Annotated in this window: 28 protein-coding genes and 3 tRNA genes; 14 read left to right on the top strand and 17 right to left on the bottom strand. The window is 37.9% G+C overall.

Annotation, left to right across the window (positions count from 1 at the left end; genetic code table 11):
- Nucleotides 1-26: 26 nt before the first annotated feature.
- From GFH32_RS02005 to GFH32_RS01975, 8 genes are all read left to right on the top strand, one after another.
- On the top strand, nucleotides 27-791 hold the full coding sequence (locus GFH32_RS02005; protein WP_228384193.1) for a UDP-2,3-diacylglucosamine diphosphatase: 765 nt from the start codon (nucleotides 27-29) through the stop codon (nucleotides 789-791).
- Between the two features lie 21 nt (nucleotides 792-812).
- Complete coding sequence (locus tag GFH32_RS02000) at nucleotides 813-1,142, top strand: DMT family transporter (RefSeq protein WP_153509481.1); 330 nt, start codon at nucleotides 813-815, stop codon at nucleotides 1,140-1,142.
- 96 nt (nucleotides 1,143-1,238) lie between these two features.
- Nucleotides 1,239-2,312 (top strand): peptide chain release factor 1, encoded by a 1,074-nt coding sequence (gene prfA / locus GFH32_RS01995; protein WP_153509480.1) that lies wholly within the window; start codon nucleotides 1,239-1,241, stop codon nucleotides 2,310-2,312.
- Between the two features lie 73 nt (nucleotides 2,313-2,385).
- A tRNA-Asp gene (locus GFH32_RS01990) sits at nucleotides 2,386-2,459 on the top strand.
- A gap of 82 nt (nucleotides 2,460-2,541) precedes the next feature.
- Nucleotides 2,542-2,618 (top strand) — tRNA-Asp (locus GFH32_RS01985).
- A 49-nt stretch (nucleotides 2,619-2,667) separates the two neighbouring features.
- Nucleotides 2,668-2,741: transfer RNA gene (locus GFH32_RS01980), tRNA-Asp, on the top strand.
- Nucleotides 2,742-2,834: 93 nt separating this feature from the next.
- Nucleotides 2,835-3,263 carry a helix-turn-helix domain-containing protein gene (locus tag GFH32_RS18310; protein WP_228384109.1) on the top strand — a complete coding sequence of 143 codons (429 nt, stop codon included), beginning with the start codon at nucleotides 2,835-2,837 and terminating at the stop codon, nucleotides 3,261-3,263.
- A gap of 14 nt (nucleotides 3,264-3,277) precedes the next feature.
- Nucleotides 3,278-4,126, top strand: a complete 849-nt coding sequence (locus tag GFH32_RS01975; protein WP_237249276.1) for an IS3 family transposase — start codon at nucleotides 3,278-3,280, stop codon at nucleotides 4,124-4,126.
- Nucleotides 4,127-4,225: 99 nt separating this feature from the next.
- Here the strand turns inward: GFH32_RS01975 and GFH32_RS01970 are convergent, their stop codons facing one another.
- Nucleotides 4,226-4,453, bottom strand: coding sequence for a (4Fe-4S)-binding protein (locus GFH32_RS01970; protein ID WP_153509479.1), 228 nt, complete (start codon nucleotides 4,451-4,453; stop codon nucleotides 4,226-4,228).
- A 149-nt stretch (nucleotides 4,454-4,602) separates the two neighbouring features.
- On the opposite strand from GFH32_RS01970, the gene GFH32_RS01965 reads away from it, so the two are divergent.
- The 4 genes from GFH32_RS01965 to GFH32_RS01950 all read left to right on the top strand — a co-directional run bounded on the left by GFH32_RS01965 (nucleotide 4,603) and on the right by GFH32_RS01950 (nucleotide 7,161).
- Nucleotides 4,603-4,962 carry a DUF4870 domain-containing protein gene (locus GFH32_RS01965; RefSeq protein WP_202111264.1) on the top strand — a complete coding sequence of 120 codons (360 nt, stop codon included), beginning with the start codon at nucleotides 4,603-4,605 and terminating at the stop codon, nucleotides 4,960-4,962.
- Between the two features lie 185 nt (nucleotides 4,963-5,147).
- Complete coding sequence (locus tag GFH32_RS01960) at nucleotides 5,148-5,726, top strand: RNA polymerase sigma factor (protein ID WP_228384192.1); 579 nt, start codon at nucleotides 5,148-5,150, stop codon at nucleotides 5,724-5,726.
- Nucleotides 5,727-5,743: 17 nt separating this feature from the next.
- On the top strand, nucleotides 5,744-6,811 hold the full coding sequence (locus GFH32_RS01955) for a S1C family serine protease (RefSeq protein WP_153509478.1): 1,068 nt from the start codon (nucleotides 5,744-5,746) through the stop codon (nucleotides 6,809-6,811).
- Between the two features lie 152 nt (nucleotides 6,812-6,963).
- Nucleotides 6,964-7,161, top strand: a complete 198-nt coding sequence (locus tag GFH32_RS01950; protein WP_153509477.1) for a hypothetical protein — start codon at nucleotides 6,964-6,966, stop codon at nucleotides 7,159-7,161.
- Between the two features lie 43 nt (nucleotides 7,162-7,204).
- Here GFH32_RS01950 and GFH32_RS01945 read toward each other — a convergent pair whose 3' ends face one another.
- Complete coding sequence (locus tag GFH32_RS01945; RefSeq protein WP_153509476.1) at nucleotides 7,205-7,840, bottom strand: peroxiredoxin; 636 nt, start codon at nucleotides 7,838-7,840, stop codon at nucleotides 7,205-7,207.
- Between the two features lie 253 nt (nucleotides 7,841-8,093).
- Here GFH32_RS01945 and GFH32_RS01940 point away from each other — a divergent pair, with 253 nt between their 5' ends.
- Nucleotides 8,094-9,233: an acyl-CoA dehydrogenase gene (locus GFH32_RS01940; RefSeq protein WP_153509475.1), complete on the top strand. Its 1,140-nt coding sequence runs from the start codon at nucleotides 8,094-8,096 to the stop codon at nucleotides 9,231-9,233.
- Nucleotides 9,234-9,275: 42 nt separating this feature from the next.
- Here GFH32_RS01940 and GFH32_RS01935 read toward each other — a convergent pair whose 3' ends face one another.
- The 12 genes from GFH32_RS01935 to GFH32_RS01890 all read right to left on the bottom strand — a co-directional run bounded on the left by GFH32_RS01935 (nucleotide 9,276) and on the right by GFH32_RS01890 (nucleotide 21,215).
- A complete protein-coding gene (locus tag GFH32_RS01935; protein WP_153509474.1) occupies nucleotides 9,276-10,817 on the bottom strand; it encodes a RagB/SusD family nutrient uptake outer membrane protein in 1,542 nt (513 codons plus the stop codon).
- An 11-nt stretch (nucleotides 10,818-10,828) separates the two neighbouring features.
- Complete coding sequence (locus GFH32_RS18305) at nucleotides 10,829-11,971, bottom strand: TonB-dependent receptor (RefSeq protein ID WP_228384191.1); 1,143 nt, start codon at nucleotides 11,969-11,971, stop codon at nucleotides 10,829-10,831.
- Nucleotides 11,972-11,991: 20 nt separating this feature from the next.
- Nucleotides 11,992-13,230, bottom strand: a complete 1,239-nt coding sequence (locus GFH32_RS18300) for a SusC/RagA family TonB-linked outer membrane protein (protein ID WP_228384190.1) — start codon at nucleotides 13,228-13,230, stop codon at nucleotides 11,992-11,994.
- Nucleotides 13,231-13,293: 63 nt separating this feature from the next.
- Nucleotides 13,294-13,692, bottom strand: coding sequence for a TonB-dependent receptor plug domain-containing protein (locus GFH32_RS18295; RefSeq protein WP_228384189.1), 399 nt, complete (start codon nucleotides 13,690-13,692; stop codon nucleotides 13,294-13,296).
- A 661-nt stretch (nucleotides 13,693-14,353) separates the two neighbouring features.
- The gene (locus GFH32_RS01925; RefSeq protein ID WP_153509473.1) at nucleotides 14,354-14,743 is read right to left on the bottom strand and encodes a hypothetical protein; all 390 of its coding nucleotides are present in this window, start codon (nucleotides 14,741-14,743) and stop codon (nucleotides 14,354-14,356) included.
- Nucleotide 14,744: 1 nt separating this feature from the next.
- Complete coding sequence (locus GFH32_RS01920; protein ID WP_153509472.1) at nucleotides 14,745-16,004, bottom strand: glutamate-5-semialdehyde dehydrogenase; 1,260 nt, start codon at nucleotides 16,002-16,004, stop codon at nucleotides 14,745-14,747.
- Nucleotides 16,004-17,032 carry a glutamate 5-kinase gene (gene proB / locus GFH32_RS01915; protein ID WP_153509471.1) on the bottom strand — a complete coding sequence of 343 codons (1,029 nt, stop codon included), beginning with the start codon at nucleotides 17,030-17,032 and terminating at the stop codon, nucleotides 16,004-16,006. The genes GFH32_RS01920 and proB overlap by 1 nt, the downstream gene beginning before the upstream one ends.
- 177 nt (nucleotides 17,033-17,209) lie before the next feature.
- Nucleotides 17,210-17,974 carry an exodeoxyribonuclease III gene (locus GFH32_RS01910; RefSeq protein ID WP_153509470.1) on the bottom strand — a complete coding sequence of 255 codons (765 nt, stop codon included), beginning with the start codon at nucleotides 17,972-17,974 and terminating at the stop codon, nucleotides 17,210-17,212.
- 2 nt (nucleotides 17,975-17,976) lie between these two features.
- Nucleotides 17,977-18,735, bottom strand: a complete 759-nt coding sequence (locus tag GFH32_RS01905; protein ID WP_153509469.1) for a peptidylprolyl isomerase — start codon at nucleotides 18,733-18,735, stop codon at nucleotides 17,977-17,979.
- Nucleotide 18,736: 1 nt separating this feature from the next.
- Nucleotides 18,737-19,084: a hypothetical protein gene (locus tag GFH32_RS01900; protein WP_153509468.1), complete on the bottom strand. Its 348-nt coding sequence runs from the start codon at nucleotides 19,082-19,084 to the stop codon at nucleotides 18,737-18,739.
- Nucleotides 19,085-19,095: 11 nt separating this feature from the next.
- Nucleotides 19,096-19,539, bottom strand: coding sequence for a low molecular weight protein-tyrosine-phosphatase (locus GFH32_RS01895; protein WP_153509467.1), 444 nt, complete (start codon nucleotides 19,537-19,539; stop codon nucleotides 19,096-19,098).
- Between the two features lie 119 nt (nucleotides 19,540-19,658).
- Nucleotides 19,659-21,215, bottom strand: a complete 1,557-nt coding sequence (locus tag GFH32_RS01890; RefSeq protein WP_153509466.1) for a Do family serine endopeptidase — start codon at nucleotides 21,213-21,215, stop codon at nucleotides 19,659-19,661.
- A 196-nt stretch (nucleotides 21,216-21,411) separates the two neighbouring features.
- On the opposite strand from GFH32_RS01890, the gene dapF reads away from it, so the two are divergent.
- Complete coding sequence (gene dapF, locus GFH32_RS01885) at nucleotides 21,412-22,200, top strand: diaminopimelate epimerase (RefSeq protein WP_153509465.1); 789 nt, start codon at nucleotides 21,412-21,414, stop codon at nucleotides 22,198-22,200.
- A 75-nt stretch (nucleotides 22,201-22,275) separates the two neighbouring features.
- On the opposite strand, the gene GFH32_RS01880 is transcribed toward dapF, so the two are convergent.
- From GFH32_RS01880 to GFH32_RS01870, 3 genes are read right to left on the bottom strand one after another with little or no spacing between them, the layout of a single operon-like run.
- A complete protein-coding gene (locus GFH32_RS01880) occupies nucleotides 22,276-23,334 on the bottom strand; it encodes a DUF5007 domain-containing protein (RefSeq protein ID WP_153509464.1) in 1,059 nt (352 codons plus the stop codon).
- A 7-nt stretch (nucleotides 23,335-23,341) separates the two neighbouring features.
- Nucleotides 23,342-24,058 (bottom strand): hypothetical protein, encoded by a 717-nt coding sequence (locus GFH32_RS01875; protein ID WP_153509463.1) that lies wholly within the window; start codon nucleotides 24,056-24,058, stop codon nucleotides 23,342-23,344.
- 17 nt (nucleotides 24,059-24,075) lie between these two features.
- Nucleotides 24,076-25,644 carry a RagB/SusD family nutrient uptake outer membrane protein gene (locus GFH32_RS01870; protein ID WP_153509462.1) on the bottom strand — a complete coding sequence of 523 codons (1,569 nt, stop codon included), beginning with the start codon at nucleotides 25,642-25,644 and terminating at the stop codon, nucleotides 24,076-24,078.
- Between the last annotated feature and the right edge of the window lie 2 nt (nucleotides 25,645-25,646).

Raw genomic sequence — 25,646 nt, 5'->3', positions numbered from 1 at the left:
CCATTATTTGATATTAAATATTAAATATGGTAGTTTTGGCGTTCATGAGCTCTCGCGATAAAATATACTTTGCTTCTGACTTCCATTTGGGCTCCTATCCAAAGGAAGCAAGCGTACTACGAGAACAAAAAATTATCAGTTGGCTAGATGCTATTAAGGTCGACGCAAAAGAATTATACCTTGTTGGAGACGTCTTCGATTTCTGGTTTGAATATAAAACCGTTGTACCGAGAGGTTATATCCGATTTTTAGGAAAATTAGCCGAATTGGCCGATCTAGGCGTTAAAATCAAACTGTTCAAGGGTAACCATGACATGTGGATGTTTGGTTATTTCAAAGATGAATTGGGCGCCGAAATCATAAGCAATGAATTAGAAGTAACTTACAATAATAAGAAATTCTATATTCATCATGGTGATGGACTAGGTCCCGGAGACCGAAAATATAAGTTTCTAAAAAAGATATTTCGAAGTTCTTTTTGTCAATGGCTTTTCGCGAGATTACACCCTAACTTAGGAATAGGAATTGCGCAGCAATGGTCAAAACACAGTCGTATTTCTAATAACGAAGATGAACATTTTCTCGGAGAAGAGAATGAATGGTTAATTGTTTATGCAAAAGAACTACTAGCAAAAGAACACTTCGATTATATGATCTTTGGACATCGACATTTACCATACGACGTCAACCTTTCTAACAATAGCCGTATTGTTAATCTGGGGGAGTGGATTAATTTTCATACCTACGCAGTTTGGGATGGAAACGAACTTGAGCTCAAAAAGTGGGAATAATTAAAAAACATAATTAATGGAATGAATTGGATATTACTGATCATTGGCGGACTTTTCGAAGTGATGTTCACTTTCTGTATCGGCAAAGCAAATGACGCTGTCGGCACTGAGAAATGGTTATGGTACCTCGGTTTTATTATTTCTGTATCGATAAGCATGGGCTTGTTGATCAAAGCAACTGCCACCCTGCCTTTGGGTACAGCTTATGCGGTTTGGACAGGGATAGGAGCTGTAGGCACGGTGTTAATGGGGATCTTTATCTTCAAAGAAGCCGCAGATTTTTGGCGAATTTTCTTTATCCTTACTTTAATAGCGTCTATTATAGGACTTAAAGCTGTTTCTTCACACTAGAAAACAACAAAAAACCGATAAAATTTAGTTATTTTTGTCGGTTGGCTCGTGAAATCAACGCAATACACGAGTCTATAGAAATCGAATTATACAAATATGTTAGAGAAATTACAAGCAATAAAAGGACGATGGGAAGAGGTTGAAGCTGAATTAAGCCAACCTGATATCATCTCAGATATGAAGCGTTTCGCGAAATTGAACAAAGAATATAAAGACTTGTCAAAAATCGTTGAGCAGTATCATATCTACAAAAATATTGTTAGCAACATAGATACCAGCAAAGATATCCTAGCGAACGAAAAGGATCAGGAATTGCGCGAGATGGCTAAAGAGGAGTTAGACACCCTTTTAACTGACAAGGAAGAGAAGGAAGAAGAGATTCGATTAATGTTGATCCCTAAAGATCCTGAAGACGCTAAGAATGCGATCCTCGAGATTCGTGGCGGTAGTGGCGGTGACGAAGCCGCATTATTTGCTGGAGATCTTTATCGCATGTATACCCGTTACTTCGAAACCAAAGGCTGGAAAAACGAAGTTATGGACGTTACAGAAGGTACTTCCGGTGGCTATAAAGAGGTAATCTTGAAAGTTATTGGTGATGATGTTTATGGTCAGTTAAAATATGAATCTGGAGTTCACCGTGTGCAACGTGTACCTGATACAGAAACACAAGGTCGTGTCCATACTTCTGCCGCTTCAGTTGCGGTGCTACCAGAAGCAGAAGAAGTCGATGTGGAGTTAAATCCAGGCGATATTGAATTGCAAACTTCCCGTTCGGGAGGTGCTGGTGGACAGAACGTCAACAAGGTAGAAACAAAAGTTCAATTAACACATAAGCCCAGCGGTATTGTCGTTGTCTGTCAAGTTGAGCGTTCTCAATTAGCAAACCGTGAACTTGCGATGGAGATGTTACGTAATAAACTTTATGAGCTTGAAGTTCAGAAAAAGCACGGTGATGTTGCCGCAAAACGTAAGACTATGGTGTCAACAGGAGACCGTTCTGCAAAAATTAGAACATATAACTATCCTCAGGGCCGTGTTACAGAACACCGTATTGGATTGACTATGTATAATCTTCCAGCGATTATGGACGGTGATATTCAGGATATTATCGACGCATTACAGTTTGCTGAGAATGCAGAAAAGATGAAAGAAGGCGCTGTAGAGTAAGATTTTTAAAAATTTTATTAGCGAATTTAGAAATAAACACTATATTTGCACACCTTCTCAAAAGAAGGGCAATGGTCTGGTAGTTCAGCTGGTTAGAATACATGCCTGTCACGCATGGGGTCGCGGGTTCGAGTCCCGTCCAGACCGCTAAAAATAAAAGAGCGCGATGCTCTATAATCTGAAGGGAAACCTTCAACAAAGTTCTTTAACAACAATTAAAAAGATTTTAGGTCTGGTAGTTCAGCTGGTTAGAATACATGCCTGTCACGCATGGGGTCGCGGGTTCGAGTCCCGTCCAGACCGCCAAAAAATATCCAATTTATAGCGGATAAATTAAATTCTTTTTAAAATGTTAGGTCTGGTAGTTCAGCTGGTTAGAATACATGCCTGTCACGCATGGGGTCGCGGGTTCGAGTCCCGTCCAGACCGCTTAAAGAAAAGGTGTTAAACGTAGAGTTTAACACCTTTTTTGTTTTATACCTGTGTCTCGTCCTGAAATAGCGATACATAAAAAGAATCGTTATGAAAGAAATATCCAATTATGTAAAACGTACGCAGCGTGATTACACTTTAAGCTTCAAACTGAATGTTGTCAGAGAAGTTGAATCCGGAGAATTGACAAGCACACAAGCACAAAGAAAGTATGGTATCCAAGGAGATAGCACAATTCGTAACTGGTTGAAAAAATATGGTAACTTTGATTGGGAGAATCAAATACCATCCAGTATGGCAAAGTCACCAGAACAACGCATTTTAGAATTAGAAGCCAAAATCAAATTGTTGGAGAAGCAGAAAGCGCAGCTTGAGCGACAGAATTACATTGCTGATTCCAAAGCGATTATCTTTGATATGATGATCGATATTGCCGAACAAGAATATAAAATAGACGTAAGAAAAAACTTCAAACCCGCACAATCGATTGTTTCCGACAAGAAAAACAAAAAAGCCTAAGTTTTACTTGTGGGTTGTTCGGGTTAAGTAGGCAAGTGTATTATCGAAGAATCAGACGAACTAAAAGAAGTCAAAATATAGCGAGTAAAGTTGTGAGCTTAGTCCAGGAACTACGCGCTGTTCAGCCAAGAATTGGTACACGGAAACTCTATCATTTATTGGTCCAAGAGCTACAGGTATTAAAAGTTGGCAGAGACAAGTTTTTTGATATTTTACGAGCCAATCACTTATTAATTATTCCAAAACGGAGTTATCGTACCACGACCATGTCACATCATCGATTTAAAAAATATCCTAATATTATTAAAGAAATGAATATTTATCGTCCCAATCAAGTTTGGGTGAGTGACCTCACTTACATCGGAAAGCGAGAAAAACCTTGTTATCTAAGTTTGATTACAGATGTATATTCTAAGAAGATAGTAGGCTTTGAAATCTCAAGCACAATGTGTACAAGTCATGTTGTAAAAGCATTAAAAATGGCTCAAAAACAAAGAAAAATAAAGGAATCATTAATCCATCATTCCGACAGAGGTATCCAATATTGTTCAGACGAGTATCAATATTATCTAAACAAATACAAGATTAAGTGCAGTATGACAGAAAACTCTGATCCTTATGAAAACGCCATTGCTGAACGTATAAACGGTATTCTGAAACAAGAGTTCATGATTGATACCTATCATTTAGATCTAACTTTGATGAAGCAAATTGTAGAGGAAGCAATCAATATCTACAACAATGACAGACCACATTGGTCTAATCATATGCTAACTCCCAATCAAATGCATCTCAAATCAAATATGAATTACAAAACTTATAAAACAAAAAGCAGTAGAAACCTCTCGGCTACTACTGCATAAAATTATGTATTTTTAATCACTGAAAAACTGTATCTATTTTTCAGGACTAGTCACTGAAATATTCAATCTTTTATCAGCTTAACAGCTGTCCCTTTTCTTTTATTTTCGATGATCAATAAATGATAATGCCCCAGAAGGACACTCTTGTATCTGAGCAATCAATTCATCGGTATTTGCGTTTTCTGGTCTTAACCAAGGTCTGTCTCTAGGATGGTAAACATTCGGCAGTAATTTCACACAAATGCCAGAATGTATACAAAGCTCAGGTTTCCACAACACGGTAATTTCACCATTAGGATGAGGATATTTTATTGTTTTTTCTTCCATAAGTAAATTCTGTACTAAGATTAACATATGAATATAAGCATTTGTTTACACAATTGATTCTGTTTCGAATCAGTAAAATTTTTAGCGAATTATCTATATCATTATCAAATATTTATCTTAAATTTAAATGAACTTATAACCCTAAACATATGGAAACACCCCAAAATCCAATGGAAAACCAACCTTTCAACAATGTCGATGAAGGTAAAAACATCGCAATTATCGCTTACTTAACTATAATTGGGCTAATTATTGCATTTGTATTAAATAACGAAAAGAAAAACGAATTTGCGAGATTTCATATCCGCCAGTCTTTAGGAATTTTCATCACGCTTTTTGCTGTGAGCATTGTTTCATACATTCCATATATCGGATGGATTATCGCTATTGCAGGCGTTATTATTGGCGTCATCATGTGGGTCATCGGTATTATGAATGCTGCCAATGGGAAACAAAAAGTAGTACCGATTCTTGGAGAACAGTATAATACAATATTCGCCGGAATTTAATATTTCGCTAAGATATTCAGCATTAGGGACTTTTCTTCGAGAAGTCCCTTTTTTTACATCTAGATAATAGAAAGGCAGAAATTTTATTGATTTTTCATAAAATTTCTATTACGTTTGAAAGATTGAATGGACAAAAAATATTTCATCTACTTTGGGTTACTATTTGAAAATTAGCGTATTAATAAGTGAGTAAATTAAGAAAGATATTACCAAAGACGCGGGAAGATAAAGAGATACTCGAAGGGATGCGAAAGGGCGACAATGATGCGATATCCTATATCTACAAATCATTCTACCCATCTATCTCCCATTTGGTCCTCAATAATAACGGAACCGAGGAAGAGGCACAAGATATCTTCCAGGAGGCGGTGATGGTATTATACGACAAGATTACTCATAATGATTTTGAACTCAGCAGTAAGCTCAGTACGTTCTTATACGCGATTTGTCGACGCTTATGGTTAAAGAGCCTAAACAAGAAAGGCAATTCCTACAGCATAACAGATAACGAGAATTTCGAAATTCCAGACGTATCTGAAGACATTCAGCAACATATGGAATTGGAGTTGAAATTCGACAAGATGGATCACGCTTTAGAAGCTCTTGGAGAGCCTTGCAGTACCATTTTAAGAGATTTCTATATTAAGAACAAATCAATGCAGTACATCTGCGATAAACTGGGTTATACAAACGCTGACAATGCAAAAAATCAAAAGTACAAGTGTTTACAACGATTAAAAAAACTGTTTTTTGATCAAAAGTAAGAAGGATTAATATTTTTATGAGACATCAAGAATTTATAGAACAAGCAGATCGCTATTTGAGCGGGGAAATGAATGCGCAAGAGCGCGCAGAATTCGACGCGCTTTATAATGAGGATTCTGAATTGAATGAGGTTTTTCAGTCTCATAAGGCTTTCATTTTAACGATGAAGCAACAAGCTTCTCGATTAGAATTCAAAAATAAACTTGCCGCAAATATTAACGAACAGCCAAAAGAAGCTGTGATCTACAGAATGTGGAAGAAATTGAAGATTAATGCTGTGGCTGCTGCCGCAGTAGCAATCATTTCTTCATTAGCTACGCTATATCTTACCGGTTACTTCTCAACCATTAGAAAGACAACATCTGAATATAGTGCATTACGCCGTGAAGTAAATAATGTAAAGCGTAATGTAAATGCACACCACAATGCTATTCGGAATATTAAGAAAGAAAACACGAATCAGGCAACCCTACAATATGGAGCGACAGGATTTATGCTCACTAAGGATGGCTATATTGTGACCAACTATCACGTAGTCAATGGTGCGGACTCTATTCATCTTCAAAATAACAAGGGAGAGTCGTTCCGTGCTACCATTATCCATACGGATCCAGAGAAAGATATTGCCATCTTGCATATTTCAGACAGCACTTTTACAAAACCTACGTTTATCCCATATACGTTCAAACGTCAAAACTTAGACTTAGGCGAGGGAATTTATACAATTGGATATCCTAGAGACGAAGCTGTTTATGGCGAAGGCTATTTAAGCTCAGAAACCGGCTATAGTGGCGACACCACAGCTTATCAGATTTCTGTCCCTGTAAACCCTGGTAATAGTGGTGGTCCTGTACTTGATAAATTTGGAAATATTATCGGTATAATATCTGGAAAACAGAAAGGGATTGATGGTGCGGCATTCGCAATCAAGACGAAAGCTCTAGTAGAAACTTTAAACCGAATTCCTCAAGAGTCTTTACGCGGGAATATTGTATTAAATAATAAGAATAGCCTATCAAATTTACCTAGAACCGAGCAGATTAAAAAACTGCAAGATTTTATCTATATGGTGAAGGTATATTAAAAATAAATTGGACTAATGTATGAAATGAGGTGTTACAAAACGTAACACCTTTTTCTTTTACCTTGCAAATTGATTCAATATTATTATCAAATAAAAAATAAAATGCTGATATAAAGATATTTATTAAGTATATTTAATCACACAAACCTACAATGATGCGGACGTTTTGGACTTTCTTTTGCATTTTCATGGTAATCGTATTGGCGATACAAACTTTTGCATATTGGAATGCGGAGACCCATGAAGAATTTGACGTCATTACACTAGTGAAACAAATTATCATCGTATTCTTAATTGCAACGATTACTTCCTTCATAGATCGAAGGAAAAAGAAAAAGGTATATAATTAAAAAGCCAGCTAATAGCTGGCTTTTTTAATATCGTTGTTTGCGATTACTTATTCGGTTGAGGCGTTGTTCTCAAATAAGGACGAATTTCAGTATATCCTTTTGGAAACTTAGCAGGGATCTCTTCGGTTTTAACCGCAGGAACTACAATTACATCTTCACCATCTTTCCAGTCTGCTGGCGTAGCAACTTGATATTGATCTGTTAACTGTAGTGAGTCAATCACACGAAGTATTTCTTGGAAATTTCTACCAGTTGACGCTGGATAGGTAAGTGTCAACTTCACTTTTTTGTCAGGCCCTATAACAAATACCGAACGAACAGTAGCTGTTGCCGATGCATTTGGATGAATCATATCGTATAATTCAGCAATATGCTTATCCTCATCTGCAATGATCGGGAAATTGACCTCAGTTTGCTGCGTATCATTAATATCTTTAATCCATTCATGATGGTCCTCTACCGAGTCCACACTCAGTGCTAAGACTTTAACATTACGTTGATCAAATTCCGATTTTAATTTTGCCGTCCTACCTAATTCTGTCGTACAAACCGGTGTATAATCAGATGGGTGCGAATATAATACCGCCCAAGAGCCATCTATATATTCATAAAAATCTATATCTCCTACAGTTGTTTTTGCCTGAAAATTCGGCGCTAAATCACCTAGTCTTAAACTCATATTCTATATTTTTAATATTAAACAAATTATAATACTCTACCAATATAGTAGATTTTATCATTAATTACAATTACATTTCCAAAAAACTGATATTCTCCTGATAATCAAAAAGTACAAATAAAGAACATACGAAGGCTAATAGTGTTTTGAGAGGAAAAAAAATATAATAAAATATCGTAAACTATTCTCGTCTTTATTATGCTTGCATAGTATATTTTAATTATATTTGATTTAAACCATAATAAACAAGAGTATGCAATTCGAATTATCAGAAGAACATAAAATGATTCAATCGGCAGCAAAAGAGTTTGCAATCGAGTTGAAGGCAGGCGTAATTGACCGAGATGAGCAAGCTAAATTTCCGACAGAATTTGTAAAAACAATGGGGGAATTAGGGTTTATGGGAATTATGGTCCCCGAACAATATGGTGGCTCAGGCATGGACACCTTAGCTTACGTACTCGCACTGGAAGAAATAGCGAAGATTGACGCCTCAGCGGCTGTGATTATGTCGGCGCATAATTCATTAGTACTGTATGGACTAAACGAATATGGAACCGAAGAACAGAAGCAAAAATACCTAGTTCCTTTGGCTAAGGGCGAAAAACTGGGCGCATTTGCTTTATCTGAACCGGAGGCGGGTTCTGACGCTTCTTCCCAACATACTACCGCTGAAGACAAGGGTGATTATTATCTTTTGAATGGCACAAAAAACTGGATTACGAACGGTGGAAATGCTGATATCTATTTAGTCATCGCTCAGACACACCCTGAATTAGGTCATAAAGGAATTAACGTGCTTATCGTTGAGAAAGGCACCCCTGGTTTTAGCATTGGTCCCAAGGAGAATAAATTAGGAATTCGAAGTTCAGATACCCATTCGCTCATGTTCACTGATGTCAAAGTACCTAAAGCAAATCGTATCGGCGACGATGGATTTGGTTTCAAATTCGCAATGAAGACTTTAGACGGCGGACGTATCGGTATTGCCGCACAAGCTTTGGGAATTGCCGCCGGTGCCTACGAATTGGCATTAGCCTATTCAAAAGAAAGGAAGACATTTGGAAAACCAATCAGCAATCACCAAGCAATACAATTCAAACTCGCTGATATGGAAGTTGATATTGAAGCAGCGCGATTATTAACCTATAAGGCAGCCTGGACGAAAGATCAAGGTTTACCATACGGAAAAGCAGCGGCAATGGCTAAATTAAAAGCATCTGAAGTCGCAATGCAACATACCATAGAGGCCGTTCAAATACATGGAGGCTATGGTTATGTTAAAGAATATCATGTCGAGAGACTTATGCGCGATGCAAAAATTACACAAATTTACGAAGGCACATCAGAGATTCAAAGATTAGTAATCGCTAGAGAGATCCTTAAAGATTAGGAAATGAAAAAGGGACATTACTTAATGTCCCTTTTTCATTTCCTAATCAATTAATTTGTTAAAATCTGTTTCTTTCGCTGGAATAACAAATCTCCATTTATTCTTGTCAGAAGGCAAAATCTCAATTGCAAAAATATCTTGGAAGTTTCCGCCATCCTTGAAAGATTTTCGAACAATCGGATCTCCCCATCGTTTTGCATCGAACCAATCAAAACCTTCTCCCCAGAGTTCTATAGCTCGGTATCTCTTGATTTCTGAATATAACTGATCTCCTGAAGACGAACAATTGTAAGACGGATCTCGTCCCGTATCTCTATTCAACTCATTTAACAAAGATTGTATTTCATTTTCAGGCTTGCCTTGTGGATATTTTGCCTCAGCCTCTATCAGAACCATTTCAGACGATCGAAAATTATTCGTATGACCAACACCCGGCATATCATTAGCCTTAATTTTAAATTGCATATACGCGTAGGCTTGAGCTGTTCTCGGTATTGAAGAATAAAGATTGCGAATATAGTTAACACCTGCGGCATTCCCCTGACCTGTAATTTCATTGAAAGTGAGCCCCGATGCAATCGGATCAAGAAATAACTGTTTTCGAATATCGGTAACCGGAATTTGACTATACAATTCCTTACTTATACTTTTAGGGGCGGTTCGCACTGCACTGGCCGTAGAATTATAGGCAATCATAGCCTGATAAGAATAGAAGTAAATAGTCTCCTCAGAAGAATCATAAACAGACCATATCCACTCTCTCGTAGGATTAGCAAAACCATCTAAGTAATCTACATTATTCATCAACGGATAGGATTTCCGTGCTAGCTTTGCGTATTTCTCGGCATTTGCAAAATCCTCTCTATTAAGTGTTGCTCTGGCATAAATTGCGTGCGCAACATCAATATTTACTTGATAATTGGCACCAGAAGCTCTCTTTAAGCCAGAGGAAGTATACAACGCGATGGCTATATCCAGATCGTCATATACTAATTTATAAGTCTCTGCGAGGCTAGAAAGAGGCAAATCATCCAATCCACTTTGAAGACGAAGTACAACAGCGTTACTTGCACCATTATTCGAATCCGCCCATCTATCGCCATATATCTGCGCAAGCATCGTGTACGAATAAGCTCGAAATGTTAACGCCTGAGCCTTAATAAATTCCTTGTCTTTTTGCGGACCAACCGCATTTTCTATATTTTCAATGATGGCATTTGCATTACTTATTATCATATAATAGTAATACCAAGGGTAGTAGGTGTAAGTACTTGTATGATTAGCAAGAAAGTCAAAATTTGTAATTGAAGACCATGAAGCATCTAGCGGAGTCGACATATGATTCCCCATATAGTTTCCATAGTATAGTTTAATAGTACCCTCTCCATTAAACCCTTGGGAAATGTATTGCCTTTTCATTAATCGCGACAATCCATTAACCGCATATTTAGCATTATCTGTAGTTTCAAAGACTTTCTTAATTGGCACTTCCGTCGTCGGCTTTGTTTCCAAATAATCTTTAGAGCAAGATGTTAGCGCAAATGAAATTGTAGCTAACTGTATTATAATTGTTAATAGTTTCATATCTAAAATCCTTAAAATCCAACATTAATTCCGAAAGAAATAGTTCTGGCAGGTACGAATTGATTTTGACTAAACCCTCCGAAAGACTGTTGAGGGCTATAGCCTTTAAGCTTAGAAAAAGTATGTAAATTTTCTCCACTAACAATAAGCCCAACTTGGTCGAGGCCGTATCTTTCTAACAAAAGCTTTGGTAATCTATATCCCAGCGTAATGTTCTTTACAGTGAAATAAGAACTGTTCATTAGAAATCTACTTGACAGCGCATTATTGTATTGGCTATTGGTAAAATTAATCTGTGGAATCGCATTTGGATTAATACGATCGATTGAAGATTCGGTCATACCATTCGGTACGCCATTCCATGAATTACGAATATCAACATGGACAGCGCTTGAGGAAGAAAAACTCATCAAGCTATTGTAACTATAGTCGATTGCTTTCCCTCCAATTGAATAAGTAAATAAGGCCGACAAGCTCCAATTTTTGTAATCAAAAGAAGTGTTGATACCTCCCATCAATTTCGGTATCCCCGAACCACTAAACTCTTCTTTAGCATAACTAGCATTTCTAGTGTATGTTACCCCATTAATTTCCTGTTGAAATTTGAACCACGCTCCACTAGCATCGTTTGGATCATAGGTATCGATATCTGCTTGATAAAGAGACTGACCTGTCATCATATCCACACCAACAAACTGCCTTAAATAGTAATCATAAACGCTATGGCCTTCTAGATACTTAAAGGGAGAACTAATAATTCCTTTTTCCCTATTTTGTTCAGGCAGGTTTATTATTTTATTTTTAATAATCGTTCCATTGAGGCCTAGGTTCCATCTAAAATCTTTGTTTTTTAAAACGTCCACGTCTACTGCAAATTCAAAACCTCTATTGACCAATTCGCCGATATTCTTATTTATATATGCAGAGCCATTAGTAAAAGTTGAGCCAGTCGATAATGGTACATTTAGTTTAAATAATAAGTCTTTTGAACGCTTATCAAAATATTCAAACGTAAAATTCATCCTTCCTAACAAGCGTCCCTCTAACGCAAAGGATGAAGATTGACTTCCTTCCCACGTTAAGTCGATGTTACCCAGGTTTGACCTATACACTGCCGAATTATTTTGATTCTGACCAAGTGTATATAGCAGCATATAATCCTAAACTAGCTAAGCTACCTACTACGCCAGAAGTTTTTCCATCTATTCGCAGATGTAACTCTCGAACTACCATCTCTTCTTAATGAGCCCTCCAAAAAATACTTTTCAGCATAGTTATATCGAGCACGTCCAAAAACACTTTCACTTTTATCGTTATGTTCATAATCAGTCAGACTAGTAATTTTCGAAAAATTCGCTAAATAATTTTCACCTGGAAATGATTCAGAATTTTTAAAACCGTTGAGATAGGTATATATATTCCCATAATTCTCATGGCCAATCATAATATCGATATTATGCCGTGTATTGAACGAGTTGCTATAGTTTAACAACTGCTGTAAAGTATAATTTTTATAGTTGTATACAGTCGTCGAAGCACGCCCTGCATTACCTTGCCCATCTCCTATGATTGCATTATCATAAGATCTAGTCTCGTCATAGCGAAGTTCCAAATTTCCCAATACTGAAAAAGTAAAATTTTTAAGAAATTTCACATCAACATATCCTTGAGAACTGATTGTATTTCTCTTGTTCTTATCTTCATTCAATTCAGTTTCCCAAATTATATGCCTGCCGACATTCTGACTTCTAGTTAAGTCTCCTGAATCATAAACTTTATGACCCAGTTCATTTAAAATGTAGTCTCCTGTAACTTTATCATGTCTATGAACCGGATAAATTGGAGCCATTTGACGAGCGAATAACCAAGGATTTACAAAAGCACTACCTGATCCAGTTGTAAAATTACCAAGCTGGTGAGATGCATTTATAGACATCCCGGCTTTTAACCATTTTTTAGGAATAATTTCTCCACTTAATCGACCAGAAAGTCGATCAAAATTAGAAGATTTAATATAGCCCTCTTCATTCAAGTAGCTAGTAGAGAAGTAATAATTCGCATTTTCATTCCCCCCTCTACCAGATAGCGAATAATCCTGACGGAACCCAGTCCGTAATATCGGATCAAACCAATCTAAATCATCAGCGTAGGTCCCTTTAATTTTCGCTTCATTCTTCAGTTTCCCATCAGCATCAAATAGTTCCCCATCAGGAAGATCAAAAATATTCGTCTTTAAAATGGTCGGAATCAAACCTCGATTAGCAGCAGCGTTGGCTTGTTCTACAGTCCATTTTGGATTCGAAGACAACAATTGATTTCGATAACCTAACCATGAAGCGTTCATATAATCCCTAGGCCCCAACTTATCATACTCTGGGATTCCACGAGAGAAAGCACCCAGATTTGCTTTCAAATTTAGCCTAGAAGCACCCGCCGCTCCTTTTTTCGTAGTAATAACAATTACACCATTCGCTCCTCAGTTTCCGTATAAGCTGGAGGACGTGGCATCTTTCAAAACAGACACAGATTCAACATCACCAGGATTGATATCGGAAATATTTCCTGTAAAAATCACTCCATCGAGCACATACATTGGGTTTGAACTTCCGTTAATTGATCCAAAACCACGAACACGAATACTGGGAGACGACCCCGGCTCACCGTAGGAATTATTAATCTGTAAACCCGGATTCGACCCTTCTAAAACAGCTGTAACAGAACTTACTGGACGCTTTTCGATATCCTTTGATGTAATACTAGCTACGGCCCCGGTTATTGCTTCTTTAATTTGTTTCCCATAGGCGGTAACAACTACCGTTTCAATATCCACATTCGACTCTTCCATTTGCACATCCAAGTTTGATTGATGTCCCACAGTAACCGTTTTGTCTACATACCCGATAAATCGGAATGTTATCGGTTTTAGAAGATCTTGAGGAGGACTCAGAAATTACAGTTACACCTGCTAGTGCAGCACCATTCCTACCCGTTACTTTTCCCCGTAATTGTACATTCTGTCCATATGCAAATCCCACTAAGAGCATACACGACAGAAAAAAGCTAAGCAATTTTCTTTCCATATTAATTTATTGTTTTTAGTGTTAATTGTTTTGGTTAAAAAACACTAAGGGAAAGTGTTTTTCGCCATTATTTAATAATCAGCACTTAAAAATAATATTGTTAAACATTAAATTAATGTAGAGTCTTTAAAGAAAAGCATAACTACCAACAGAAGAGCCAAATAATTTTTAGTTAAAAACGCCTTTATCACACAATTAAGATAGAAAACCCCGAGAATACACAATGTTAAATACTGTAGACGTTAAGTTACATAATTTAACTATAGATATATATAAAGACTTGTTGAGGTAAAAAAGAGGAGTGCTCGGAAGCGGAATTGCAGGAACACGAGCGGATTAAGATATTCGAGAAAAGAAACAGAAAAATGTGAGCTCCAAAAACATAAATTAAATGGAACCTACAGAGGAGAAAGATATCGATATTCTGACATCTATCTCTTATTTTGGAATATACATTTAGGATGTCAAACCTTTTTCAATTTTATCTAGGTAGCGATAATCTTCAAAGGAAAAAGATCCGCTAACCTGCATATGATAATTGAATAAAAATTTAGCCTTTTCAAGCATGGATCGATCTTTCAAATGTAGTCCATCATACATCATTAACTGCGCCAATGGTCTAATTTGTTCCATTTGAATGGTTCCCACGAAATCTTTTAGATCCTGTTCAGTAAGCCGAACGAAAAACTCGCGTGATTGTCCAAAAAATGATTGATACCCATCTTCATCCAACGAACGTTCTTCAATCTTCTCAAATGCATCATATTTATCAACTAATAGGCGTAAAAACTTACCCATTTCATTAATCCAATTCAGAATTGAATCCTTTTCGTATCGAATTCCCATATTATCGTATTTGTCCTTGTCCTATAACGAACCATTTTTCAGTCACTAGTTTTTCGAGCGCGAATGGACCTCTGGCATGTAGCTTCTGGGTTGATATTCCAATCTCTGCTCCAAGTCCAAATTCCCCCCCGTCCGTAAAACGCGTCGAAGCATTGGCATAAACCGCCGCTGCATCAACTAGCTCCATAAATGTCGTAATATTCTGTTGATTTTCCGAAACAATACACTCAGAATGTTTAGAAGAATAATTTGCAATATGTGTTAATGCGTCATCCAACCCATCTAGCACTTTAATTGAGCAAATAAGATCCAAGAATTCTCTACCAAAATCAGATTCTTGCGCCATCTTTAAATGGGGATATCCCAGAGCACTAAGCACATTATAACTCCGTTCATCTGCAAAAACTTGAACCTCATGTTCAAGAAAAAGTGGAGCAAGCGTACTTAAAAAGGATTCTACTATGGTCTTCTCCAATAAAACTGTGTCTAGGGAATTACAAACAGAAGGCCTTGAAATCTTCGCATTTGCAACGATTTTTGCCGCCATATCAATATTAGCAGAAGCATCAACAAAAGTATGACAAACTCCTGCCCCCGTCTCAATTACAGGAACTTTTGCATTCTCGCGCACAAAATCAATTAAGGACTGAGAACCCCTAGGAATAATTATATCTACAAATGCGGTTGCCTCCAATAATTCAGTAACTAATTCACGATCTGTCGGTAACAATTGAACAATACTGGTATCAAGATTCTGCTTCCGCAAAACCTCTTGAATCAAACTTATCAAATAGGAGTTCGTATACCATGCATCTGATCCTCCGCGCAATAGACATACGTTTCCCGATTGAATACACAAACAAGCGACGTCCACAGTCACATTGGGTCTTGATTCATAAATCACGCCCACAACACCCAAGGGAACAGTCTTTTTCACAACATAAAGACCATTAGACATCGTTCGAGTACTCAGGGTCTGCCCAGTAGGATCTGCAAGATTAGCGACATCTAAAACACTTTTTGCAAGATTTTCAATTCTTGAATTGTCAAGTAAAAGGCGGTCATATTTAGAGTCTGCGGGATCCATACGATCTAAATCACGTTTGTTTTCCACCATAATCTCCTGCGAATGTTCTACCAGAGACCTTGCAATACCAGTCAGCACCTCTTTCTTTTGCTCCAAGCTCAGTTTTAACATCACCTGCTTCGCTTTCCTTGCCGCAATCAATTGTGGCTGAATTGTACCCTTCATTTCTTCCATTACAGTAGCACTATATCGTTCGCATGCGCGATTTCTAAATTCTTTTTATTTCCCGACTTCAAGCTCACTGAGTCTATTTTCGACTTTGCTACAGCTTGAACTACACCATTTTCGTCAGCGATTTGAAAAACTTCACCAACTTCAAAATCTTGAATAACAGTCTGTATTCCGACCGCAAGCAAGCTCTTTCTATTCATCAATGCCTCAATCGCGCCTTGGTCTACTTGAACCATTCCAGCGATTAAACTTCCACTCGCTAACCACTTATTTCTCGACGATACACGCGATTTCTGCGCTTGGCAAACTGTCCCAGTCTCACCTTTAACAGCTTTCAAAATAGCATTTTCTGTCTGCATGCTAAAAATGACCGCTTTTATCCCCAATTGATTAGCAAGTCGAGCGAAATTCAACTTCGATGTCATACCCCCAAGTCCAACGGATGATTTCTCTTTTCGCGCTAAAGAAAGGGCACTTTTATCGATGACTTTAATTTCAGGAATAACATTACCCTTTTCATCTAATACACCTGGAACCGAGGTACCAAACAACACCTGTTCTGCACCGAAACCTACCGCGATTAAAGTCGCTAATTCATCATTATCTGAGAACTTAAGTTCCTTATTACTCACCACATCATTTTCATTGGCAATTGGAATAATATTATTCTTCCAAAGAGTCTCATAAGTGCTCTTTAATTGAAGAAACTGACTCCGATTAGCAAAGTGCTGACGCTCGCATAAACTTTGCGCTAAAGCAATCTTAAACGGCCTGAAATATGTACCGTATGTCCTAACTAATAACGGATTCCCAATAGCAGCTGCAGCTTTACGCTGTGCTAATGAACCCGTGTATTTAGGAATAAAACGCTTGCCTGCCGCGACAGCCCCAGAAGAAACCAGCACAATATTGTACTTTGGTTGCAATTGAGCACACTGCCTAGCAATCTCCAACACAATCTGCTCATCAATTTCCCCATCTCGGGTAATCGATGCAGAACCAAACTTTACGACAAGTACCGGCTTTTTCATTTAAAAATTTATAACAGTATAATAGAATAGGTTTGATTTTAGCACTAAAACCCAAATCTAATTATAATATTCCAAACAAAACAGCAGAGTTAGAAAATATCTATTGAAATAGTATACTAAAAGAAAAGCGGGTCACAGCTATTGTGACCCGCTTTCCAAAGCGCGATAAGCGTAATACTAATCTAAAATTAGCTCTACCGGACAATGGTCTGAGTGTACCGCATCTGTCCAAATTTTTGCACTTTTAATATTATCCTTTAAGGCGTTAGAAACCATATTATAATCAATACGCCAACCTAAGTTCTTTGCTCTTGACCCGGCACGGTAACTCCACCATGTATAATGATGTGGATCAGCATGCAGATGACGGAAAGAGTCAACATAGCCAGAATTAATAAAATTCTCCATCCACTCCCGTTCTGCAGGTAAAAAACCAGAACTATTGGCGTTCGATTTTGGATTATGAATATCTATTGCACGGTGGCAAATATTGTAATCCCCACAAATTACAAGCTTCTGCTTCTCTTTCAACAATTCATGACTGTAATTCTGGAAATCATCTAGAAATTTGTATTTAAAATCTTGACGAACATCCCCGGTTGTTCCGGATGGAAAGTATACACTCATAACGGATGCCTCATCGAAATCTAGACGAATAGCTCTACCTTCAAAATCATAGTCTTCAAACCCGATTCCGTATTCCACATGCTTTGGAGTCTTCTTCGTAAATATAGCCGTCCCACTATACCCTTTCTTCTGCGCAGGATACCAATAGTGCTCATAACCTAGATCTTCGATCAATGTAATCTCAGGAACCTGCTCTAGGTTAGCTTTAATTTCTTGCAAACAGATAACATCCGGATTAGCAACTTTCAACCAATCAATCCAGCCCTTTTTTAAAGCTGCACGTATGCCATTAACGTTATAGGTGATGATTTTCATGCTTATGGTAATTTATATTCTTTTGATTTCATCGAATCGAACAATTTCGACAAACCTTTTTTGGGACCTAAACCTTGTAATTCTCTTTCTAAATCTCTCGCTTCGCTACGCGTTAACAGTCGCATGCTAAATCGCTCATCATTATACGGACGATCGTTATCATCCGTTTTGACTGCGGCAATTGCGTCGACCATCTCCAAACCTTTAACCAATTCTCCGAACACCGTGTAATTTCCATCTAAATGTGGTGTACCGCCAATGGTCGAATAGGTCTCTCTTTGCAAAGGCGTAAGCTTCACTCCTTTCAATCGAAACTGTTCTAATGAATCTAGTGCCGCCTGCGTAAAAACACGGCCTTGTACAAGATAAAACTGCGATCCTGAAGACTCCTTCGCTGGATTATTATCCCTCGCTGCACCGATAGCTCCCTTCTTATGGATAATCGAAGGCGATATCTCTGCAGGAATACGATAAGTTGGGCCGCCATTTCCTAATTCTTGACGACTTCCAGCAAAACGTGAATCCGGGTCTCCACCCTGAATCATAAAATTGTGTATAACGCGATGAAATAATAATGAGTCATAATAACCCTCCTTTACTAGCTTTACAAAATTATCGCGGTGCTTACGTGTCTCATTATTTAACTGCAAGACACTCTCTCCTTTCGGAGTTGTAATCTTAACGTAATAATGCTTCGGTGTCTGCGCCTGCAACATCACAAAAGCAAGCAAAAAGGAAATCGAAAGAATGAGTTTCTTCATATTATATAACATTTACATCTTCAAAATAATCGATTATCAATGACTTAATAATCATCTCCTGTTCCATCAACGTATAATTTGGAATTGGATTAATCAGATTCCAATGCGGCCAACCTTGTTCATCAAGTCCGGTCAGCTCATAAAAACCTAAACTACTAAACAAACGACATGTTGCTATGTGCATGAGCTCTTCTTTTTCACGTTTTGAAAATTCCAATGCACCCTTCCCCAATTCTTGAACTCCTATTAAAAACAACATCACTTTTATATCCGGGATGTCTGTATCGAATGTGGTCGCAATTACACTTTGTAAATTCGACCACTTTTTATTTATCTCTGCAGCTTGCATGCTATTCTCTTTTAATTTGATTGATTCAACTCCACGATCAACTCCTTGCAACGCACCTCTATCATACGAAAGACAGGTTCAAACTGATCAGCATCATAGTAAGGATCAGGAACAATGTCGTTATCTAAAAATAAACTGACTTTCTTTCTGTGATCCTCTGATTCTGCCAATGCCAAAACGTCTTTATAATTATTCCGATCCATTACGAAAATTCGATCGAACTTATCAAACAAGTCTGGAACAAAAAATTGTGCGCGTTGTCCCGATATATCAATGCCATTTGATTTAGCAACAGCTACGGAACGATGATCAGGCGCATGACCAATATGCCAGTCTCCCGTTCCAGCAGAATCTATTTCCCAACTTAATTCTGCTTCACGAACCATATGCTCCATAATGCCATGCGCCAATGGCGAACGACATATATTACCCAAACACACCATCAATATTTTCATGGTTTCAAATATAACATTATTTGACGCAATCGCAGTCTAGATTGAAGATCACGATGATGTAAAAAAGGGATGGTTTCATCATAAAACCATCCCTTCTAATATGAACAATATGCTTATACCTAATATTTTAAAGGTACATTAAATTCGACTGTACTTCCTTTTTCAGGAACACCGGTCACACGGACAATATTTCTTCGTGTCCCTGATAGCGCGGATTCAACTTCATCAACAGAATTAACTGGCTTTCCGTTAATTTTTGTAATGACTAAACCTCGCTCAACACCGAAGTAATCAAAAACACCGCCTCGATGAACTTGAGAAACGATAACTCCGGAACTGATACCCAATTCTTTTTTGCGAGCATCGGTTGCAGGAACGAAACTTGCGCCTAATTTGTTAAAAATCTCAGTAGCAGAAGCGCTTGATTCATCGCCAGCATCTGTTTTCGCTTTAGATTCTTCACCTTTCAGGGTAATTACTACTTCTTTTTCTTTGCCTGCACGCTTATAAGTTAATTTAACCTTATCACCCGGACGCAATCTAGCTACGTGTTCTTGTAAATCCGGCGAACCATAAATTGTTCTACCTTCGATTTTTGTTAATACGTCGCCTGCTTTAATACCTGCGGCTTCAGCGGCGCCTCCTTTAACTACATCACGAACATATAGACCATTTACATCTGTAATTCCGACCTCTTTACGCAAGGCATCGTTTATTTCAGCAAATGTCACACCGACATAACCGCGCTTAACGCTTCCGAACTCTTTAAAATCATCTAATATCTTCTTCGCTAAGTTTATTGGGATCGCAAAACCGTAACCCGCATAGGTACCTGTTGGAGATGCAATAGCTGAATTAATTCCGATCAGCTCACCACGTGCGTTAACCAAAGCTCCTCCACTATTCCCTTTATTGATAACCGCATCTGTTTGAAGGAAAGATTCGACAGCTGTATTAATCACTTGTTCTTGTTGACCATAGCCATAACCTCGTTGTTGCTGTTGTTGAGACTCCCCAAGGATACCAATCTGACGTCCTTTCGCAGAAATGATACCCGCAGTAACTGTTGACTGTAAACCAAGCGGATAACCTACTGCTAACACCCATTCGCCAATTTGTACGTTGTCAGAATTTCCCAATTTCACGATTGGCAAATTGTTAGCATTTACTTTGATTAAGGCAAGGTCAAAATTCGCATCACGACCAATTACCTTTGCTTCATAAGTTTTCTTGTCGGTCAAAACGACTTCAATTTTGTCTGCGTCTTCTACCACGTGGTTATTCGTTACGATATAACCGTCAGGTGAAATAATAACCCCAGATCCTGATGCAGTCTGCGGACGTGCTTGTCCTCTTCTTTGTTGTGGAACACCAAAGAATTCTTCAAACATATCAAAAGGCATTCCCTCTGAAGAGCCTTCACGAGAACCCCTTCCGCTCATCGTCACATTAATGTGAACGACGCCTGGAGTTACTGCTGCAGCCGCCTGTGTAAAATCGGGGTTGCCTGTCGACGACATTAAAGCTTCGTCTCCCGGATTGTTGGCATAATATACTTTCTGACGTTCTTCAAACGTCATGTTATCCATCTGTTTGTTTTCAAAGAGCTTGTAACCTCCTACAGCTATAGCTCCTCCTACGATGGCCGTTAATAATGTTGCTCCTATCTTTTTCATATCTTTACTAAATAATCTAAAAAATCATGTTTCGTATAGCTTTGTTCAAATGTAATACCATTAGAATTGAACAATTAGCTTTTGTCAGTTAAATAATGTTAACAAAACGTTGAATCAGTCTACTTTTAACAGCTTTTAACAATCGGCATTCGAATTGTAACAAGAATATTAAATTTACGCCATATTTTCAATCCAAATGAGTAAAGAAATTAAATTTTATAAGTATCAAGGCGCAGGGAATGATTTCGTACTAATTGATAACAGAAACTCGGCTTTCAATGCCAAGGATAACGATTTAATAAAACACCTATGTGACCGTCGTTTTGGTATCGGCGGAGATGGTTTGATGCTCCTTCAAGATACGAAAAATTTCGATTTCGAAATGGTTTATTACAATGCAGACGGCAATGAAGGAACCATGTGTGGTAATGGAGGTCGCTGCATCGTGGCTTTCGCACGTGATCTCGATATTATTCAAAACAAAACTGCCTTTTTGGCAGTAGACGGCCCACATGATGCGGATATACATGACAATCAAGTCCATTTAGGAATGATTCCTGTAAACGAACACCATAGGGATGGTGAGGCTTATGTTATGAATACAGGATCACCACACTTTGTAAAGTTTGTAGAAGGACTCAACGATATCAACATGTTTAAAGAGGGCTATGCTATCCGCAATAATCCAACGTATATTGAAAAGGGTATTAATGTCAACTTTATAGAAAAGGAAGGCGAAGGATATTTCGTTCGTACATTCGAACGTGGCGTGGAAGACGAAACCTATGCTTGCGGAACTGGCGCGGTTGCCTCAGCGATGAGTGTCGCACTCAAAGAAGGAAAAGACGGAGATTTCAATATCCCTATCCGCGTTATTGGGGGGCAACTTCAAATTTCCTTTCACAAAAAAGGAAGCTCATTTAGCAATGTCTTTCTTACTGGACCGGCCTTACAGGTCTTTCAAGGGGCTATCAAATTATCATAGAAATAATAAAGGGGGATTGTACGAATCCCCCTTTTATTTTCAAACACTCAATTTTGTTTACTTCAAACTATTACCTTAATTGACACCAGGCTTTTTCGTCGCTGTCAAATGCATTTCTACTAGATAAGTTCCAGGTAAATTAAACTTCATTCCGAATCTGATTTGTAAGATATATGGATTAGGATCCGTTTTATAAGTTATTTTATACGGTGGATTCCATACATCTACAAAATCAACCGACTCGATATACTTATCGTATATACGATAGTAACATAAAATACCATTGCCAATATTATCCCAATAAACATCTGGGAATCTCGCCTGAGCGTAATCATGGATAACAGAATTCTCAGTAACTGTCGTTTTATACGCAAAAGTCGCCATTGTATTCAAGAACGTATCTCCACTTGGACGACGCTCTAAGGCCTTACCAGGGAATACAGCTCCATTTTTATCATATACTTTTAAGATAATCTGATTAGGACCTTCCGCATCTCTTGTCACTTTGAAAGTTGTATTTGCACTTTGCTGTTTTGAAATATCAAACCAGTCGACGTCATGAGGATAGCGTTTGCTTGATCCGTCTGACGGATTGACTAAAATAAAATATGGTGCGTTGATATGCTCAAAGAATAGTGGATCTTTGATTTGCAGTGTCGTAACGCCTTCATATTGCTTTTTGCCTTTCGGATTTTCAACCTCCAAATCAAGTAAATATTCACCAACAGGAACATTTTCTGTTGCTTGCGTAAACATAAGTTGTCCACTTTTCTCTATAACTTCTAAAGGAAGCTTCATTTCCTTCGCACGTTTTGCTTCGATCAAAGCCAAGGTTGTATCCGTCGTTGGATCATATTTTTCTTTCCAAACCGTCACTTCAGAAGGCTTGAAAAAAGCCTCCTCGCGTTTACCTGTTGCTTTATTACGAATATTTAAAATCGTTACTTTAAAAGGTGGTGTAGAATTGTCCGGAATAATACCAGTTACAATCTTAAATACACCTCTATCTGCGACAACAGGATTCGATCCATAACGAATGTTATCGCTCAAATATCCTACCTCAACCTTCTTACAGCCTGCAAAAACCGCAATCAGAAGAAAACAGGAAACTGCAATTTTATATAAATTTTTCATTGACTTCTTAATTAACATTTAGTTTTAGACTACTAATCCATGAATGTGAATTCACCAACACATTTAGAACGCCGTTCGTGGTTAATATCCCTGTTGTCTGACAGATGTACTTCTGATCCAATAGATTCGCATTTCCGGAAGGATCTTTAATCTGACCAGAAACTAGCACATCACGCTCTCCAATCACACGCGTATAATACATAAAGCTTGGTCGTTCTGGAATCAAACCACCAGCATTATAATCATCATTACCATGTCTTTCCAAACTAATAAGAAACTTATAATTACTTAATTTACTTGTGAATTCTTTCCCTGTTTCAGTTAATACATCACGTATGATATTATCTTGGAACAAATAAACGGACATGGAGTCTCTCAACATTTTCGGTGTATACCGTTTAAACAAAGTATCTAAGGTAAAATCACGGCGCTCATCAATCTTCCTTTCTTGTGCCTGACGCAAGGCTAAGAAGTTTTTGATACTATAATCTGTCGGCGCGAACATCGTCCCTTTGCCGTTAATTAAGTCTTTCATTTCACCCTTATCGATGATCATGATCAAGGTGTCAAATAGCCCTTTTGGATGCGACTTTAAATAGTCGTATGTTGTCATATTCACATGCGGATCGCTAGTTCCGCCATCGATTACAGCATCCTTCTTACATGAGTAAAACAAGAGACTAATCAAAGGAATAATAAAAAACAGCTTATTTATATTTTTCATTGTTTTCAGTTTTAAGATTAATATTTACCCATCCAATATGGAATCTGTGTAATCAGTCGGTTAGAGTTTAAATTACTGTTATGTATTGGAAAGTAATAACCCTTTAACGCTAAGCGATCAGATCCAGCAGCACCCAGAGATAGGCTCCAAGAAATAAGAGAGGATGAATTAAATTGGAAATCATTTAGACTTTTCTTCTTCCAAATGTTACGCACAAGATCGAAGTAACTATGACCTTCACCAATTAATTCACGTTGACGCTCCAATAAAATTTCGGTATATAGATCTCGATTGTCCAAAGCAGCGCTAATTGCTGGAATTCCTGCGCGAGATCTGATTAAGTTAACGGCTGTACGCGCTTCGCCCATGCGATTTAATTGAAACAACGCTTCCGATTTTAACAAAATCAAGTCGGCAAGTCTAAAAATCACAATATTACTTTCTACACGAAGATTTCCTTGATTAGATGCGTTCTTAAAAACAAAATTTGTATACTTCGTTAAAGCAAATCGCTCAGTGATTAGACTGTTATCTGCTAAAACTGGTCCGTCATCAAATTTTGTGAAAAAATCCTTGCGTCTCAAGTCGTTAGGATCAGTATACAATCTGTTCAAACGAGAGAGATCAACGTAGTATCCTGGAACCTGATAAGGAAATCCTGGAAATGTAAGATTACTTGTTAACAAGAACCCTACATTATTGGTAGAAGAATTGCCTGTATTTCCTGTTGATTCAGTTTCCGAATCCTTCTGCGTTACAACAAAAATATTTTCCTTTGCAGTTGCAGTTTTGAATAGTTCGCGAACATTTCCGCCAGCTTGCAAAGCAAAGTTACTCGTGTTATTGATTACGGAATCGGCGTAAGTCAACGATTTTGCATAATCATTCTGAAAAGCAGTTGCATGTGCTAATAATGCCAGTGCTGCCCCTTTATTCCCTCTTCGTCTTTCCGAATCATCAACCGAGTTCCAATCCATCATAGACGACGCCTTTTGCGCATCGCTAACTACTAATTTTAAGATTTCGTCAGACGGTGTTACACCTTTCATTTCCGCATCATCAGCCGTTTCCGTAGGAGTCAATTGCAAAGGAACTCCACCCCACACACGCGTCATATAAAAATACGCTAATGCACGCATGAAGTAAGCCTGCCCAATCAAATTCTTCTTCTTACCTTCTCCAAAACTCGCATCAGGAATTCCTGGAGTTTTGCTAATAACTAAATTCGCAACGTCAATGATACGATACCAGTTTGTCCAGTTATGGACCCCTGTCTCGCGGTAAGGTGTCACAAAATTTCCGGAATTATAGACCTCCGATTCATTCGTATTTCCATTGGTTACAAATTTACCAATAGGTGCGTCACCCCATATAAAGAAGGCTTGGTTTGTATTAATTGCTTTGCGGAAAAGACCGTAGCCTCCGTTCAGTGCTGATTCCACATCCCCTTGCGTCTTCCAATAAGCATTACTATATGTATCGTTCTTTAAAACGTTGTCAAGTTGCTTTTCACAGGAAACAAACATGCTAGTACTAGCCAACATGCATATTCCTGCGATCGATCTAATTATATTTTTTGCTTTCATTG

Origin of the sequence: Sphingobacteruim zhuxiongii (assembly GCF_009557615.1) — a bacterium.
Lineage (GTDB): Bacteria > Bacteroidota > Bacteroidia > Sphingobacteriales > Sphingobacteriaceae > Sphingobacterium > Sphingobacterium zhuxiongii.
This window is presented reverse-complemented; position numbering and strand designations above follow the sequence as displayed.